The organism is Rhodococcus olei (genome assembly GCF_039540555.1).
Classification (GTDB): domain Bacteria; phylum Actinomycetota; class Actinomycetes; order Mycobacteriales; family Mycobacteriaceae; genus Rhodococcus_G; species Rhodococcus_G olei.
Genome location: NZ_BAABFB010000088.1, coordinates 1 through 17,138, shown reverse-complemented (window position 1 = coordinate 17,138; position 17,138 = coordinate 1). Strand labels below are relative to the sequence as shown.

Genomic DNA, 17,138 nt, shown 5'->3' with positions numbered 1-17,138 from the left:
CGATGCCCTCGATCATCGCCCGCGCATCGGAGAACGGCCGGCCACGTCGGCCCGTCCGCACCGGCAGCAGGTCCGCGATCGACTCCCACTGCTCATCCGACAGCACCTGAAACCGCGTCACCCGAACAGCTTCACACGCAACGGTTCACATGTTTGTCAGACACGCCCTAGTCTTCGAATTCGAAGGGGCCGCCATGCCACACGATTTAGCAGACACGCCTGATCGCGAAACCCGGCTCCGCACTGATGTCGCCCGTAAGTCCGGCGACCCGGCTAGGCCTGCGGCTCGCTCCGCGATGGCCGGCTAGATCACCCCAGTTGACGATCCATCATCCTGCTTTGATTGATCGTCAATATCGAATGCGGAGAGGTGGCATAGCCTACCGCTCGTTCGACCTACGATCTACGGGGCGATCTTCACTGATGTGATTTACCAACATTTTTCAGGCAGAGTATCAATCAAAGGTTCTTCGAGTGAGAGTGTTCTTTGCGATTGACGACCTAACGAGCGCCCAATAGACTGCAATTATCTTGGGGCCCTTGATGACGAGTGGTTTCCCAGCCCAAGAAAGGGGTATCTCATGTCTCTGGATGAGGCTTCTGCGACATTGGTCCGTCAAATGATCGAGAGTGGTTCCAATCCTCTGCACGAGATGTCGATCGAGGAGGCTCGAGGCGTTACTGCAGAATTGAAGGACATCATCGGTCCGGGTCCGCAGATGCACTCCGTCGAGAATGTACGCATCGCCGTCGATGGTGGGACAATCAATGCTCGGGTCTTGATGCCGACGGAAGCCCCCCGCGGTGTAATTCTCTACTGTCACGGCGGAGGTTGGGTGGTAGGAGCGCTCGACGACTTCGACACGGTGGCAAGGACGCTGGCAATCCGAACGGGTATGACGACGGTCATGGTCGACTACCGACTAGCTCCGGAACACCGGTACCCAACCGCTGTGAACGACGCATGGGCCGCTCTACAGTGGGTGCATGCTCGGCGCGGCGAGCTAGCTCGCCCTGACGCGCCGGTCGTCGTCGCTGGGGACAGTTCCGGGGGGAATCTCAGCGCCGTGCTCGCCCTGCGTGCGCGCGACGAAGGGGGGCCCAGGGTTGACTTGCAGGTGTTGGTGTATCCAGTTGTGGACTGGGACGTTGACCGCGATTCGTACCTCAATCCCGAGAACCAGCTGAGGCTTACACGAAAGGCAATGGTCTGGTTCTGGGACCATTACGCGCCCGATATGGTGGATCGCTCCGCCTGGAGCGCGTCGCCGCTCCGGGCCGATAACCTGGAAGGCCTCGCGCCCGCGATCGTGCTCACCGCTGAGCACGATGTCCTGCGGGACGAAGGTGAGGAGTTCGCGCGGCGTCTGTCTGAAGCAGGCGTGCCTGTGGACCATCGCCGGTTCGAGGGACAGATGCACGGCTTCTTCACGATGGTCGGCCTCCTGCCTGGCAGTGAGGCGGGACTTGCCTTTGTCGCCGAGGCGATCGATCGCCATCTGTTCGCGCACCACGCCTGAATACCTTCCGAGCGTGCCAACCTCTGCGGCCACGCGGAACACACGTCACTGGCCGCGTGCCATCGCGGCCTAGGCCTGGCCGAACAACCAATTTCGCCCGTAGGGAGATCATGAATTGTCCAGCAACGATAAGCTCAGTGATGCGCCTGGCGCAGACTCGCCGGATCGATACGACGTCATCGTGGTCGGTGCGGGCTTTGCAGGTATGTACATGTTGTACAAGTGCCGACAGCTTGGATTGTCGGCGGTCGTTTACGAGGCCGGCGACGATGTCGGCGGTACCTGGTTCTGGAATCGCTATCCAGGTGCACGCTGCGACGTCGAGAGCCTCTCGTACTCATACTCCTTCTCACCAGAACTCGAGCAGGAATGGGAATGGACCGAGCGATACGCTGCGCAACCCGAGATCCTGCGCTACGCACAGCATACGGCCGACCGATTCGATCTCCGCCGCGACATCCGGTTCGAAACTCGGGTCCTAGCGGCCCATTTCGACGACGGGAATCGCACCTGGACTGTTCGTACCGACAAGGGCGATGTGGCGACTGCGCGTTTCTGTGTGATGGCCACGGGGTGCCTTTCGACGTTCAAGCCGCCGGAGATCGACGGGATCGACACGTTCCGGGGGAAGATCTACCACACAGCGGCATGGCCTCGAGAGGAGGTGGACTTCGCGGGGCAGCGTGTGGGCGTGATCGGTACGGGCTCCTCAGGTGTTCAATGCATCCCCATCATCGCGCAGCAGGCGGCTCATCTGACGGTGTTCCAACGGACGCCCACTTACAGCCTGCCGGCCCAGAACCGCCCGCTGATTCCTGGCGAGCAGGAGGCGAAGAAGGCAAACTACCCCGAATGGCGGAAGGCGCAGCGGGCGTCTTCGTTCGGAACACCATGGCCCGCGGCGACCGAATCCGCTCTCGAGGTCGACGACGAAGAGCGGAACATGATCTACGAGAATGCCTGGCAGTTCGGTAGCATCACGGCGCTCAACAACGTGTTCAACGACATCCACCAGAACATGGCAGCCAACGAAACAGCGGCCACTTTCGTGCGACACAAGATCCGATCCATTGTCAGGGATCCCGATACGGCAGAAGCACTGTGCCCTGACTACCCGATCGCAACCAAGCGGCCAACGCTGGACACGGGCTACTACGCAACCTACAACCGGAACAACGTTCGGCTGGTAAACCTGCACAAGAGCCCGCTCATCGAGATCACCGAATCCGGCATTCGCACAGTCGATCACGAGCATAATCTCGACGCAATCGTGTTTGCGACCGGCTTCGACGCGATCACGGGCGCACTCGCCAAGATTGACATCCGCGGCCGGGACGGACGTGCGCTCAAGGACACGTGGGCGGATGGGCCGCGCACCTATCTCGGGTTGTGTTCCGCAGGCTTTCCGAACCTGTTCATGATCACCGGGCCTGGAAGCCCAAGCGTTCTCAGTAGCATGATCGTATCGATCGAGCAGCACGTGGACCTGATCGGCAGCATCATCGATTTGCTCGATCAGCAGGGAAAATGCACCATCGAGCCCACCCTGAAGGCACAGGACCACTGGGTGGATCACGTCAACGACGTTGCAAGCATGTCACTTTTCTCGCAAGCGAACTCGTGGTACCTCGGAGCCAACGTGCCCGGCAAGCCGCGGGTATTCATGCCCTATGTGGGCGGCGTCGGCAACTACCGAAAGATTTGTGATGACATGCTGGCGAATGACTGTGATGGATTCACGTTGACTTAGTCATCAGATCCATCGCTCCCGTGGAGCTCTCGACTACTCGCAGGTCCGATGATGCCGATCCCTGAGCTCGACGCCATGCGCGCTAACAATGCAGGAGCGTCGGTAAGCATCGCCTGTCGACAGAACTACTCGTGAAAGTGAGGCACTGTGAGCGCGCGATTCGACGGCAAGCTGGCTTTGGTGACAGGAGCCGGATCGGGCCTTGGGGAAGCCATCGCCATCAAGTTCGTGGCAGAGGGGGCGAGGGTCATCGCCGTAGACCTGACCAGTCCTGACTCACTCGTAGACCGCTTCGGTGAATCGGTCATTCCCTGGCAGGCCGACGTCAGCGACGCGGACAACGTCCGAGAACTTGAAGAATGGGTTCGCAACACATACGGCGGCCTCGATGTGCTGGCGAACAATGCCGGTATCGGTGGAATCCAGCGAATCTTGCACGAGTATCCTATCGACGAATTCGACCGGGTTGTCGAAGTGAACGTCCGCGGGTCCTTTCTCATGCTCCAGGCCGCAGTTCGGTTGATGCTGGGCAGCGGGGGCGGCGCCGTGGTCAACACCGCCTCAATCGCGAGTTTCCGTGGGACACCTCATTCAAGCGCATACGCTACGTCGAAGGGGGCTCTCGTCATGCTGACGCGGGCGGCGGCCCTCGACTACGCGCGACACGGGATCCGAGTCAACGCCGTCGCCCCAGGCGTGACCCGCACCCCAATCTTGGACACTCGCTCGACCGAGACGATCGCCAAGTTGGCAGATCTCATTCCCCAGGGGCGTGTCGGTGAGCCGGCCGACGTCGCGAACGTCGTGGCCTTTCTTGCAGATGACAACGAGACCGCCCACGTGACCGGCCAGGTGTGGGTCGTTGACGGCGGCCGCTCTGCGGGATAACTCGGCACAGCACGCTCGCCGTGACCGGCATGGCGCTTACCCAAGTTCGACCGTTGCCTCTGAGCGCGACCAGGTCGTCGAGCAGCGCAAGGCGGCTCCGTCGCCGGACGGTGGGGAGTCAGCGTGCCACCACTCGGATACTCACGCACATGCAGAACAACGAAGGAGATGTGACGCATGACAGTCGATCTGGTCATTCGCGGTGGAAACGTGTACGACGGAACCGGAAGCCCTGAGCAAATCGCGGACATCGCCATCGTAGATGGCGTGATAACCCAGATCGGGGTGGTAGACGAGCGGGGAGCCGAGGAGATCGACGCCCGCGGCAAGATCGTAACTCCTGGGTTCGTCGACATCCACACGCATTACGACGGGCAGGCTGTCTGGTCGGATCAGCTCACGCCCAGCTCCTGGCACGGTGTGACCACTGCGGTGATGGGTAACTGCGGGGTAGGCTTCGCGCCATGCCGGCCGCAGGACCGCAACGCTCTCGTTGAGCTCATGGAGGGTGTAGAGGACATCCCAGCCCCTGTCATGCACGAGGGCCTCACCTGGCAATGGGAGACCTTCGAGGAGTACCTCGATGTCCTCGAACGGACACCTCGTGACATCGACCTATGCGCGCTCGTTCCACACGCGCCCCTCCGGGTTTACGTGATGGGCGAGCGCGCGCTCAGGCTGGAGCCGGCCAACGAACAGGACATCGAAACCATGCGAGGCATGGTTGCTGATGCGGTCCGGGCCGGCGCCTTCGGCGTATCGACCTCCCGCACTACGAGTCATGCCACCAAGAGCGGTACCTACACCCCCACTTTGCTCGCACGCCAGCGCGAGCTCGCCGGCCTCGCGCACGGCATGACCGAAGCCGGTCGCGGCATCCTCGAGGTCGTGATGGAGGGCAGTGACCCCGAGGTGCGAGGCGAATACAACATCCTCCGCGACGTTCTGAAGAGCTCAGGCCGTCGGGGAGTATTCTCCCTGGCGCAGACCAATCGCCATCCACACCTGTGGCGCGAACTGCTCGCGTTCGCAGACGAAACCATCGCCGACGGCGTGTCGCTCCGCCCAGTCGTCGCGCCTCGGGCGATCGGCATGCTGCTCGGCCTCGAGGGAAGCCAAAACCCCTTCGCCGGTACGAGGACCTACGCCGCGATGGCGCATCTGCCGCTCCAGGAGCAAGTGGAGCGGATGACTGACCCGACGGTCCGCGCGCAGATACTGTCCGAGGATCCCATGGAGTTCAGCACTTTCCCCTTCCTCGCCCGGATCCCGTACACCGACATGTTTCGCCTCGGGTCCCCTTCGAACTACACACCACGGCGGGAGGACTCCATCGCCGCGATTGCCGAGCGGGAGGGGCGCACCGCCCCCGAGGTGGCGTACGACGTGATGCTCGAAAACGCCGGCATGGGTTTCATCTACGTGCCGTTCACCAACTACGTCTCGGGTGACCTCTCCGTATGCCAGGAGATGCTGGCGAATCGCAACACAATCATGGGACTGGGCGATGGCGGTGCTCACGTCGGCTTCATCGTGGACGCTGGATTTCCCACCTGGCTGCTCGCCTACTGGGTGAACGAGCGCGGGTTTCTCAGCGTCTCGGAGGCCATTCGAAGGCTGACCTCGGACACGGCCGACGAGATGGGGCTCGGTGACCGCGGAAGGATTGCCATCGGGCTGCGAGCAGACCTCAACGTAATCGACCTCGCACGAATCGGCTTTGGCGATCCCTACGTGGCCTATGACCTTCCCAACGGCGCCAAGCGGTTGCTGCAGCGCGGAATCGGATACGAGGCAACCATCGTCGCAGGGAGGGTGACCTATCGCGAAGGAGTCGACACCGGCGCCCGTCCGGGGAGGCTCGTTCGGTCCGGCCGCTGAGATATCCAGGATCCGTGCGTGAATCTTGCCGGCATCGACGAGGGGCTGGCGCCTCGCTGATGCCCTTGAGCCAAGATGTCGAGCAGTTGTCCACCGAAGGCGTGGTTGCACTGCTCTGGCTGCTGACCACCGGTGCGCCCGGCTGGCATGAAAAGCACTGAGAATCCCAGGAATTAGGAGATGGATGCCGATCCGAGATCTTTGCAATGGTCTACATCCCTCCTCGGATCTGCATTCGCCCTAGGCCAGAGCAATTGCAAAGGAAGCATGGGACACATGACTGAACACACCTACGATCTAGTCGTTCGTGGTGGGACCGTGTACGACGGCACCGGTACTCCCGGGCGGTCGGCTGACATAGCCGTGACCGATGGGAAGATCGTGGTGGTGGGGGCGGTCTCCGGCACTGGCGCCGAGGAAATCGACGCCCGCGGCTTGATCGTCACGCCTGGATTTGTCGACATCCACACGCATTACGACGGGCAGGCGCTCTGGTCGGATCAGCTCGCTCCCAGCTCGTGGCACGGTGTTACGACCGCGGTGATGGGGAACTGTGGTGTCGGCTTTGCGCCGTGCAAGCCGCAAGACCGTACTGCGCTCATCGCGCTGATGGAGGGTGTCGAAGACATCCCGGCGGCGGTGATGCACGAAGGCTTGAACTGGAGGTGGGAGTCTTTCCCCGAGTACCTCGAGGTGGTCGATTCCATGCCTCGGGATATCGATCTATGCGCGTTGGTTCCGCATGCGCCGATCCGCGTGTTCGTGATGGGGGAACGGGCGTTGAGGCTGGAGCCAGCGACGCCCGATGATGTCGCTCGTATGCGTGAGCTCGTGGCCGAGGCGATCCGCGCGGGCGCGTTCGGGGTCTCGACCTCGCGGAGCATCGCGCATAGGAATTGCGCCGGGGACTTTACGCCTACTCTTCTCGCACGAGAGTCGGAAATTGCCGGCCTGGTGATGGGACTCGACGATGCTGGTCGCGGCATCTTCGAAGTGGTCGGTGAATCGGGAGATTCCGAGGTCGTGGGCGAATTCGAGTTGATCCGCAGATCGCTGGAGAAATCCGGACGTCCCGGCGTGTTCAGTCTTATCCAGAGCGGTTCACAGCCGAACAAGAACCAGTGGCGAGAGTTGATGGAGCTAGCGGATCGTGCGATCGAGGAGGGTGTGTCGCTGCGCCCGGTGGTGGCACCGCGTTCGATCAGCATCCTGCTCGGGCTGGAGGGAAGCCAGAACCCGTTCTCTGGAACGGCAACGTACCGTGAGATTGCCGCTCTTCCGCTCGACGAGCGCGTCGCGATCATGAAGGATCCAGCCATCCGGAGAAGAATCTTGTCCGACGATCCCACCGAGTTCAGTACCTTCGCGTTGATGAGCAGAATCCCGTACTGGAATATGTTTCGGTTCGGTGATCCGCCGAACTACACGCCCTCCGCGAGTGAGTCCATCGCCGCGATTGCGGAGCGGGACAACCGGGATCCGGCGGATATTGCTTACGACATCATGCTCGAGTCGGACGGCATGGGATTCATCTACGTTCCGTTCGCGAATTATGCATCGGGTGACCTGTCGGTTTGCGAGGAGATGCTCGCGAACCCGAACACGATCATGGGTCTAGGGGACGGCGGTGCCCATGTCGGGTTCATCCTCGATGCAGGCTTCCCGACCTGGCTCCTGACGTACTGGGTCAAGGACCGCCGGCGGTTCAGCCTTGAGGAAGCCGTCCGCAGGCTCACCTCAGACACGGCCGAGTCTGTCGGGCTCAGCGATCGGGGACGGATCGACGTCGGGCTGCGTGCTGACCTCAATGTCATCGACTTCGACCGGTTGAATTTCGGGCCACCATACGTTGCCTATGATCTCCCCGCCGGCGGAAGGCGCCTGCTACAGAAGGCGAATGGATACCAGGCTACGATCGTCGCGGGCCGCACGGTCTACCGCAACGGAGTAGACACCGGAGCTCGCCCTGGTCGGCTAGTGCGGTCCGGATCCGTGCACTGAACGATGGCGGTTTCGGGAACTGTTGGGGCAGCGACGTCGTCGCATCCCCAACGCTGTCGACGGCGGCAGGTCGCGCATTCGATCGGTGAGTGCCTGTCACAGGGTTTCGCCATCGCAGCGGGTCAGGTGCAGCCGGCGAATCATGCGGGTCTGACGTTCGACGAGCGCGACGATCGCCGAACGTTGTAGCCCGATGATCAGGCCTTCCTTACAGTGTGGTGGTGGGCGATAACCAGGAATCCTCAGAGCTTGACAGTGTGAGTCTGCCGCACCCACTACGCAACCAACCTCATGTCGGTCACTCCGAAGACGTCATGGCCCTGGGTGCACCCTGCTGTACTCGGTTTACGACCAACCGGACACCGATTCCGTTCACGCCCAATACGATCGAGTGATCGATGCCCTGTCGGAGAAGTTGCCGAAGGTCGCCGACCACCTCGATGGCGCACGGGCCGACCTGCTCGCGTTCACCGCCTTCCCCAAGCAGATCTGGCGACAGATCTGGTACAACAATCCGCAGGAACGATTGAACAAGGAGATCCGCCACCGCACCGACGTCGTCGACATCTTCCCTACCGCACCGACCCTGATCCGCCTGGTCGGCGCAGTCCTCACCGAGCAGCACGACGAGTGGATCGAAGGCCTCCGATACCTCGACCTCGCTGTGTTCGCCCACTCGCGCGGCGAGGACACCGCTGAGACCGTCAACGACGTCGACCAGGGGGTGGCACCAGCGCGCTGACCGCACAACCACCCCACGACGAGTCACGCGACAACTCGTACACCACACCCTGGGACTTGACCGCCGCGCTGACCGCACAACCACAGCAAGAGGAATCACGCGACGACTTCGTACATGACGCCCTGGGACTTGACCACAGACAGATTTGACGACGATGCCGTCGTGTCCGAACAGCCGTGAACAATCGTTGGGAAGGCTCGCGCCTTGTTGCTGGATGCGTAGAGAGCACCCAGTTCACAAGGGCGCGAGCCCTCGATCAATCACCGACACGATCCCGATCGGTCACACCAGACCCCCATCAACTCGGAAATGCCGGATTAATTCTGGGATGCCCGCGAGGAGGTGCGTTGCTGTCGTGATCTCGATAGTTCCAGCAGTTCTTCCCTTGCTGTCAGGCGTATTCGAGCACGGTGCGGACCTGAGAGCACTTCGACCAAGCGTCGGAAGAATTCCCGCGAGGACATCCCGAAAGTCTCGAAGATGTCGTCATCACTGCCGCGATTCCAATGGCGCCACCTCCATGCGAATTCGCCGATTTCCTGCTCATAGGACTTCTTCATGCGCGGAACGCGGTCGGGTCGTGAATTCTCGGTTACGCGAATCCGTGGTGAAGTGTCATTGCGATAGTCGTCCTTCGCCGGCGGTCTCGGACTGGTCTAGGACTGGTTTACGCGATTCTCATCAGGTACATGGGTGACGAATCGATCTATCCACCGGGTGATCTCTGCATTCGTCGCACCGTGGTCGGTAATCCATCCACGCAATCCCCCGGGGTGTGCGTCCCAGGCGGCGAGCACTTCCCTCATCGACTCCGGATCCACGCCGAGTAGATCGCGGTGGTGCGGCTTCAGCTGACCTAGTTCGGGGGCATGCCGGATGATGCGACTCAGTACTGCAGGCATGTGTTCACTGGTCGCGGAGTAGTCGTGGACGATCACATCCGGGTCGACTCCCGCAAGCCTGAGCAGCATCGCAGCCGCAATTCCGGTCCGGTCTTTCCCGGCTGCGCAGTGCAAGAGAATCGGTGTGGGCGCTGTCCCGACCAGGTGCAATATGTGGGCGAGCTGCTTTCCAGCGGTATTGAGAACACTCTGGTACAGGTCCGCCAACGTACGTGCGGGATCTGATTCGTTGGCATCCACGTCGGACATCAGTGTGATCTCGTACACGCTCGTGGTTTCACTACGCAACGGATGCTCAGAGCGTGCTCGCTCGCGGGGACTGCGCAGGTCTATGACCGTTCGAACGGGCCAGACACCCACCGCAGTGGGGTGGGAGTCGTCGGCGAACGGCAACGCGCTGCGGTACAAGATGTGCGGTCGCGTGTGCCCCCTGTCCGAGACGGTGAAGTCGCCGAGATCACGGAGGTTCGGCAGCACGTCGTCGTTGGCGGCCCTCACGTGCACAATTCCTGCTGTGTTGCCCCGGTAATGGGGTGCGATGAGAACACGGCTTCCCCGACCTGTTCGAGGGCGAGGGTTTCGTCGCTGGTGAAGAGCCGTCCGCATGTGGTCACCAGGGACGTGCCATCCGGTCGTGTCACGAGATCGAGCACCTCAAGTTCACCGCGCAGAATGGTATTCGGCCGGACCGGTAGAAACATTCTCATACTTTTGATACCCCTGCCGGCGATGATCGAGGATCCAACGTAGAAGTTCTCGATCTGCAGTCTATGAAGAATCGCTTGGGTGTGTAGGCCGCTCGAGACCAGTCCCCCAAAGAAAGACTGCTTCGCCAGGTCCGCATCGGTGTGGAAGTATTGCGGATCCCACATGGTCGCGAACTGGATGATTTCTTCGGTGGTGACCTTCCAATGTCCGAGTTGGATCACGGTGCCGACCGGAAAGTCGGGGGGATATCGTTTTACAGCCGGGATGGTCACCGCCTACTCCTCGGTGTGCTGATAGGCGGCTTTCGCCTGGAGCATCGCGTCGACCTCGTTGTCGTTGAATCCGAATCGCGACAATATTGCCCGCGTGTTTGCACCGGCGGGCACCGGTCCTGACCGCACCGATGCGGGCGTCTCACTGAAGCGTGGGGCAGGTGCAGGTTGCCGTACGCCGTCGACTTCGATGAAGCTGTCGCGGGCGCGCATATGTGGATGGTCGGGGGCTTCGTTGAGACCGAGGATGGGGGCCACGCATGCGTCGGTGCCTTCGAAAGTCTGCTGCCAGTGGTCTCGGCTCTGCGCCGCGAACGCTTCGCTCCATTCCTTCCGCAGCGCGGGCCAGCTCGCTTCGTCATTACGGGTCTTGGACGTGGTCGAGGTGCCGATCTGCTCCGCGAACTCATCGAAGAACTGCGGTTCGAGTGGTCCTATCACGACGTGCTTGCCGTCCGAGGTGCCGTATACGTCGTACCACGGTCGCCCGGAGTCGAGCAGGTTAGTGCCTCGCTCGTCCTTCCACAGGCCTGCGGCCAGCATTCCGTGGAGAGGTGCGGAAAGGGCGAGCGTGCCGTCGAGGATGGCCGCGTCGACGACCTGCCCTCTGCCGGTGGTTTGAGCGTTGATATAGGCGGCGAGAACGCCGATTACGAGGAAGGCGCCACCGCCGCCATAATCACCGACCAGATTGATCGGCAAGACGGGTGGGCCGTCGGCGCGACCGATGGCATGGAGGGCTCCGGTGAGTGCGAGATACGTGGCGTCGTGGCCGGCGGTCTGCGAGAGGGGACCGTCCTGTCCCCATCCTGTCATGCGTCCGTAGACCAGTTTAGGGTTACGGCGCAGACACTCGTCCGGCCCGATGCCTAGCCGTTCGGTCACTCCCGGTCGATTGCCTTCAAGAAGGATATCGGCGTGTTCGACCAACCGGAGCGCGGCGGCGAGGCCGGCGTCGGTCCGCAAGTCGAGCGAGACCGAATGCCGCCCGCGGCGGGTAACGTCGAACTTCGGTGGTACGAAGTTTCCGTTGTGGGCTGGACGATCGATGCGTATTACCTCAGCACCCATATCGGCGAGCATCATGGCGGCCCACGGGCCCGGTCCGATCGAGGCAAGCTCAACCACCACCACTCCGTCTAGAGGACCGATAGTTGCGCGCTCAACACTGTTTGTCATCGACTCTCCCGCTTGCTGGTCCCCCATCACACCCGAACCTGATCTTGTGACCAGTTCAAGGACTGGGCGATAATGACTTTCATGATCTCGCTGGACCCCCCGTAGATCCGACTGACTCGACCGTCGAGATAGGCGCGGCCTGCAAACTCACCGGCCCGGAAACCATCTGATCCAATGACGCGCATGCATCTGTCGGTGACTCGCCCCTGCAGTTCGGTGCAGTACAGCTTCACCATGGCCGCATCCGACGGGGAGAGCTCTCGACGTCCAAGTGCGAGGACAGCCGAATCGACGAGTGCTGCACCGGCCTGTATCTCGGTTGCACAGTCGGCTAGTGCGAACTTGTGCGACTGCCGAACCTGTGACGCGTTCGAAGACGCTGTCGTAGCATCGAGCACCGCTGTCGCGGCGGCTTGTGAATTGACAGCTATCGAGAGCCGTTCTTGGGCGAGATTCGCTGTGAGCATCGCGAAACCGTCCCCTTCACGTCCGAGGAGGTTCTCTGCGGGAACGACCATGTTCTCGAAGGACAGTTCCGCGAGGTCTTGGGCCTTGAGGCCGAGCTTGTTAAGACTTCGACCACGAGTGAACCCTGGTGTAGTGGTGTCGACCAAAAGAATGGACAGTCCGTCCCTTCCAGCAGACGGGTCCGTCTTGCATGCAAGGACCAACAGGTCGGCTGCTGCACCATTGGAGATGAACGTCTTAGAGCCGTTCACCACGAAATGGTCGCCGTCGCGTACGGCGCGTGTGGACATCGATTTGATGTCGGATCCGGCGCCGGGTTCGGAGATCGCCAACGCAATGACCGCGTCACCGGCGACGAGTCGAGGCAGCCAGTGTCGTTTCTGCTCAGGTGTTGCGTAGTCGAGCAGGTACGGCATTGCGATATCGGTGTGTATCCGCAGTCCGCCGATGGCCAAACCCAGCCGCTGAATCTCCTCGGTAACCACGACGCTGTGTGTGAAGGTGGTTCCCTCGTTTCCGCCGTACTCGGTCGGGACTCCGATTCCTAGGATGCCGGCTTGCCCTGCGGCCTTCCAGAAGGACTCGGAAGGCCGCCCTGACTTTTCCCATTCGGGATACTCCGGCACCACGTTCTGCGCCAAGAATTGGCGGACTGTGCCTCGAAAGGCGTCATGGTCCGCGTTGAACAAGGACCTACGCACTGTAGTTTGTTCCTCCGTTACGGCTACTCGATGTGGGCGATCAGCGGAAGTCCGCCCAGTGGCCGTGGGCCGTCCAGCCCAATCGGAACGGAAGCTCGATCCGGGTGACCGGTCCTTGGGTAATGTCGTCGGTGTCGAAGATCAGGTACTCGCCTCGGTTCTCAGCCCACCAGGACACGGGGACGATGATGTATCCATCCCCCTCCGCCGAGCTTGTTGACCGTGGCGCGAACGTAGCCTCGAGAACGCCGGCCGGTTGGTCTGTACGGATGACGTACTCCTGATCGGACCCGGTCTTCATGTCCGTCACCACCAGGCTGTTCATCGACATTCCGGTGCGTTTGTTGACGCCTCCAACCTGGAATCCGAATCGGTAGGGCTTGCCGTAGAAACGCTCGTCCACCTTCGGGAGTTCGGACGGACGGTCCGAGAGGAATTCGGACTTGCTGGCGCCGGTCTCGAGATCGATCGTCCACCTCCCGAGTGCACTCTTGGCGATGCTGAAGAACAGGGCCACATCATCGCCGGCGGCGAAATCCTGTTCGAATGGGAAGGGTGGCCGGTTGAAGATCGGCGCGTCCAGAGTCAAGGTGGAGCCCGAGGTGTTCGCCGACATGGTGTGCATCACGTACTGCGGTTCGAGGTCGGTGGTGATCCATCGGATGGATCCGTGGATGTCGTTGCGGGGGATCACCGCCAGGATGATGGGAAGGTCCGGTTCCCATCCAAAAACCGAAGTCTGCTGTTCGGTGATGCGCTTGGAGTCGATGACCATCGGTTGGAATGGCATGACGATGTAATCCTCGGTCAGCCAGATATCGTGAGCGACAGTGTTGTACGGGGCATCCCACAGTTCCCGGCTGTCGACGCCACCGTCGGGGCTGACACAGTGCAGCGTCACGTAGGGCTTGGTGTCACGGTACGACCAGCCGTAAAGAAGGCCGGTTTCGTGGTCCCATTTCGGATGCGCGGTGAATGCGGCGTCACCGAACGCAGCCTTGTCGTGGATGCCGGACCCGAGTTTGGACGACCAGTTCACGATGCCTGCGGTCTCGAGGGTGATCGGGTCGAGCGCGATCGGCGGTCCGCCCTGCTCACCGGATGCGACGATTTGTCCGGCGAACGGAAAGACGTTGACATTGTTGGTGCCCTGCGGGACTCCGGTGGTGTACTTGTCCCGCTTGACGTCACCGTATCCCCACACCCGCCAGTCGCCGAAGTCGCCGTCGGAGTACTCGAACATGCCGCGGCCGTGCTGTTCCTCGAGCAGATATTTGGGCGTACGGATCCACCGGTTTCGGAAGTCCGCGCGCCCGTTGTCGAGGATGAGGCCCTGCACCATGCCGTCCATCGACAAGATGCCGTTGCTGCCCTGCTTCGTCGGACGTTTCCATGTCGGGCCGGTGCGATAGAAGCCACCACTGAGGTCCTTGGGAATCTCGCCATGCGTGACGATGCACTCCTCGACAGTTGCCTCGAAGCGCATCGGCTGGAATACGCCCTGCAACCGCGCTTCTTTCGGGATCGGATACCCCACAAGAACCTCCCTTGGCTCAAAGTCAGCGTGTTCACATCAGGGATTCACTTGCACAAATACCCTGCAGATGTCGCCACGGGGGCGACTCTCTCAGGTCGACCTTAACACCGACTCACCCCAAAAGTAAACGATCGTTTCCGCGACGAGAGGCAACCTTTCGCGTTGGCTGCAATCGCTCCGGCCCTGTACCGTGTGGTTCGAACAGCCGTGTACACCTTCGATGCGGCACCCCAGTGAGGTCCGAAAATCGGCGTCGATACGTGTTCGGCGGCGCTTGTATCTGCACCCTTCCGGAAACATGCAGACCGATCGTTCACGCAGAATCCTTGCCCATGAGGGGTCGAAGTGACTCCGCACGCGCACACTGCACGCTGTTTCGAGGGGATGCCGTACCGGAAAGAAAGCGCAAAGGGGAGACGAATGACCACCGCGATACCGTTGCCGGCGGGAGCCGACGGCGAACTTCGACTAGAGACGGACAGTGCCGTAGCGGTACTGACCCTGAATCGGCCGGACCGACTGAATGCACTCAGCCACGACCTGGTCGATGCACTGTCAGCACAACTTCGCGCCCTGGCAACAGAACCAACAGTGCGCGCGGTTGTCGTGACCGGGGCGGGCAAAGCCTTCTCTTCTGGTGCCGACCTGCGTGGTGGGCCCAGCGACGCCGAAGCAGTCATTCGGAACCACTACGTTCCGCTCGTAGAGGAGATCGTCACCTGCCCGGTTCCAGTGGTGGCTGCGATCAATGGCGTTGCCGCCGGTGCTGCCGTGTCCATCGCTGCCGCGTGTGACTTGCGGATCGCCTCCGAGAATGCGCGGTTCCAGCTGTCCTTCACGCGCGTGGGACTGGTACCGGACGCGGGAGCGACGTGGTTGCTGCCGCGTCTCATCGGTCACGGGCGGGCCAGCGAGATGGCCCTGCTCGCAGAGCCGGTGGACGCACAGACCGCTCTGGACTGGGGACTGGTGAACAAGGTGGTCGCTGCCGATTCCGTCGTCGCCCACGCTGTCGCGGTGGCGACAACACTGGCGTCGCGCTCGTCGTCGGTGGGGCCGACCAAGGAACTGCTTCGCACCGGCTGGGAGCGGGTGCTCGACGAACAACTCGTGCTCGAGGCGCAATGGCAAGGTCGGCTACAGCACGAACCCGATTTCGCGGAGGCCAGGACCGCATTTGTAGAGAAGCGGCCCCCTTCGTTCAAGGACAGGACCCCTCGCCGATAGGTGTCTACACGGGTTCCTGGTTAGACGGCGCCTCTCTGTGTCAAGCCGAACCCGTGGTCCCCGGTTGTAGGGTGGGGTTTGGTGGGTCCGGGAAGTGACTGGTCCGAAGTGCCGGTGTGCGGGGTGTCAGCCGGCCGCGCAGGACGACAGAGCCGCCCCCGAGTGTTCTCCCGGCCTGCCGCCGACTGTGGTGTGGCGTCGTGGAGTAGCCGCCGGTAGACGATGTCCGAGAGTCGTCTTTTCAGGCAGCGCAACGCTTCCTTGTGGCTCTTGCCCGCGGCGCGTTTGCGTTGGTAGTAGACGCGGCCGGGAGTATCTCGACTGATCTGGGTGATGGCCATAGTGTGCAGGCAGCAGTTCAGTTGCCGATCACCGGCCCGGGAGAGTCGATGGCGGACGACGTCGCCGGAGGACGCCTCGATCGGGGCGGTGCCGGTGTAGCTGGCGAACGCGGCAGCCGACCGGAACCGGTGGATCGAGCCGACCCGGGCAAGGATCTTTCCGGCGGTCAGTGTCCCGATCCCGCACAACTCGGTCAGTGAGCTGCCGGACTCGGCGACCGCTACCTCGATGTCGCTGGTGGCTTTTGCGATCCGCCGATCCAGTTGCCGCACCTCGGCGACCAGATCCGTCGCGAGGCCGCGGAGGGTCTTGCCGGCGACGTCGCGGGGACGGACCCGTCGCAGCATCTCGGCGGCGCGCTCGGCGCTCAGGCCTCGCGGTGCGCCGGCGGGGATCAGGTGGGTGAGTACGACGTGGAGCCGGTTGACGGTGTGGGTGCGGGTCTTGACCAGGTCGTCGCGGTGCTCGACGATCGCGCGCAAGGCGGTGACCTCGGCATCGATCCGGGCTGTGGTCAGCCCGTGACCGGTCAGTGCGGCGACCCCGACGGACACGGCGTCGGCGTCGTCGCTCTTGCGGCCGTGACCGGTGGACAGAAGCCGCACCCTGGCGGCCAGTTTCGCGGGGACGTCGACCACATCCACGCCGTCCTCGCTCAGGCGGTTCGTCAGCGGGGCACCGAGCCCCGTGGCGCCCTCGATCGCCCAGCGGGTGTTCGTCCATTTCCGGGCGAACCGGCGCAGCGATCGGTATCCCTCGCCGCCGACCGGAACCCGGATCGTGGCCAACGGCCGCAGCGAGGTGTCGACCGCGGCCGCGGTCCAGGACGCCTTGTGGGGATCGATCGCGATCATCACCGGTTGCGTGGATGTGTCGTGCACCGTCGTCATCACCAACTTCCTCGATTCGACTTCGATTTCGGTCAGCGAGGAGGGCATACCAACTTTCGGCTGATTCGCCCCGGGTTTCTTGGAGGCTGATGACCCGGAAGGATCGGCATCATGCCTGCACCGAGGAAGT

The 17,138-nt window shown here is 62.1% G+C and carries 12 protein-coding genes and 1 pseudogene; 7 read left to right on the top strand and 6 right to left on the bottom strand.

The features are described from left to right. Positions 1-581 precede the first annotated feature (581 nt). The 6 genes and pseudogenes from ABD951_RS28015 to ABD951_RS27990 form a co-directional block, all read left to right on the top strand. A complete protein-coding gene (locus ABD951_RS28015) occupies positions 582-1,520 on the top strand; it encodes an alpha/beta hydrolase (RefSeq protein ID WP_345353457.1) in 939 nt (312 codons plus the stop codon). A 115-nt stretch (positions 1,521-1,635) separates the two neighbouring features. Beyond that, the gene (locus tag ABD951_RS28010) at positions 1,636-3,270 is read left to right on the top strand and encodes a flavin-containing monooxygenase (protein ID WP_345353455.1); all 1,635 of its coding nucleotides are present in this window, start codon (positions 1,636-1,638) and stop codon (positions 3,268-3,270) included. Between the two features lie 147 nt (positions 3,271-3,417). Further along, a complete protein-coding gene (locus ABD951_RS28005) occupies positions 3,418-4,158 on the top strand; it encodes an SDR family NAD(P)-dependent oxidoreductase (RefSeq protein WP_345353453.1) in 741 nt (246 codons plus the stop codon). A gap of 177 nt (positions 4,159-4,335) precedes the next feature. After that, positions 4,336-6,039: an N-acyl-D-amino-acid deacylase family protein gene (locus tag ABD951_RS28000; RefSeq protein WP_345353451.1), complete on the top strand. Its 1,704-nt coding sequence runs from the start codon at positions 4,336-4,338 to the stop codon at positions 6,037-6,039. Positions 6,040-6,315: 276 nt separating this feature from the next. Then, positions 6,316-8,040 carry an N-acyl-D-amino-acid deacylase family protein gene (locus ABD951_RS27995; RefSeq protein ID WP_345353449.1) on the top strand — a complete coding sequence of 575 codons (1,725 nt, stop codon included), beginning with the start codon at positions 6,316-6,318 and terminating at the stop codon, positions 8,038-8,040. A 264-nt stretch (positions 8,041-8,304) separates the two neighbouring features. Beyond that, positions 8,305-8,782 (top strand): annotated as a pseudogene (locus ABD951_RS27990) (transposase); the annotation flags it as partial. Positions 8,783-9,438: 656 nt separating this feature from the next. Here ABD951_RS27990 and ABD951_RS27985 read toward each other — a convergent pair. From ABD951_RS27985 to ABD951_RS27965, 5 genes are read right to left on the bottom strand one after another with little or no spacing between them, the layout of a single operon-like run. After that, a complete protein-coding gene (locus ABD951_RS27985; RefSeq protein WP_345353447.1) occupies positions 9,439-10,182 on the bottom strand; it encodes a tyrosine-protein phosphatase in 744 nt (247 codons plus the stop codon). Continuing rightward, complete coding sequence (locus ABD951_RS27980; protein WP_345353445.1) at positions 10,179-10,664, bottom strand: MaoC/PaaZ C-terminal domain-containing protein; 486 nt, start codon at positions 10,662-10,664, stop codon at positions 10,179-10,181. The genes ABD951_RS27985 and ABD951_RS27980 overlap by 4 nt, the downstream gene beginning before the upstream one ends. Positions 10,665-10,667: 3 nt before the next feature. Next, positions 10,668-11,843, bottom strand: coding sequence for a CaiB/BaiF CoA transferase family protein (locus ABD951_RS27975; protein WP_345353443.1), 1,176 nt, complete (start codon positions 11,841-11,843; stop codon positions 10,668-10,670). A 26-nt stretch (positions 11,844-11,869) separates the two neighbouring features. Next, positions 11,870-13,012, bottom strand: a complete 1,143-nt coding sequence (locus ABD951_RS27970; protein ID WP_345353441.1) for an acyl-CoA dehydrogenase family protein — start codon at positions 13,010-13,012, stop codon at positions 11,870-11,872. 40 nt (positions 13,013-13,052) lie between these two features. Then, positions 13,053-14,549 carry a carotenoid oxygenase family protein gene (locus ABD951_RS27965; RefSeq protein ID WP_345353439.1) on the bottom strand — a complete coding sequence of 499 codons (1,497 nt, stop codon included), beginning with the start codon at positions 14,547-14,549 and terminating at the stop codon, positions 13,053-13,055. A 420-nt stretch (positions 14,550-14,969) separates the two neighbouring features. Between ABD951_RS27965 and ABD951_RS27960 the strand changes: the two genes are divergently transcribed. Next, positions 14,970-15,776: an enoyl-CoA hydratase/isomerase family protein gene (locus ABD951_RS27960; RefSeq protein ID WP_345353437.1), complete on the top strand. Its 807-nt coding sequence runs from the start codon at positions 14,970-14,972 to the stop codon at positions 15,774-15,776. A gap of 20 nt (positions 15,777-15,796) precedes the next feature. Here ABD951_RS27960 and ABD951_RS27955 read toward each other — a convergent pair whose 3' ends face one another. Further along, complete coding sequence (locus ABD951_RS27955; RefSeq protein ID WP_345353436.1) at positions 15,797-17,008, bottom strand: IS110 family RNA-guided transposase; 1,212 nt, start codon at positions 17,006-17,008, stop codon at positions 15,797-15,799. Positions 17,009-17,138: the final 130 nt, after the last annotated feature.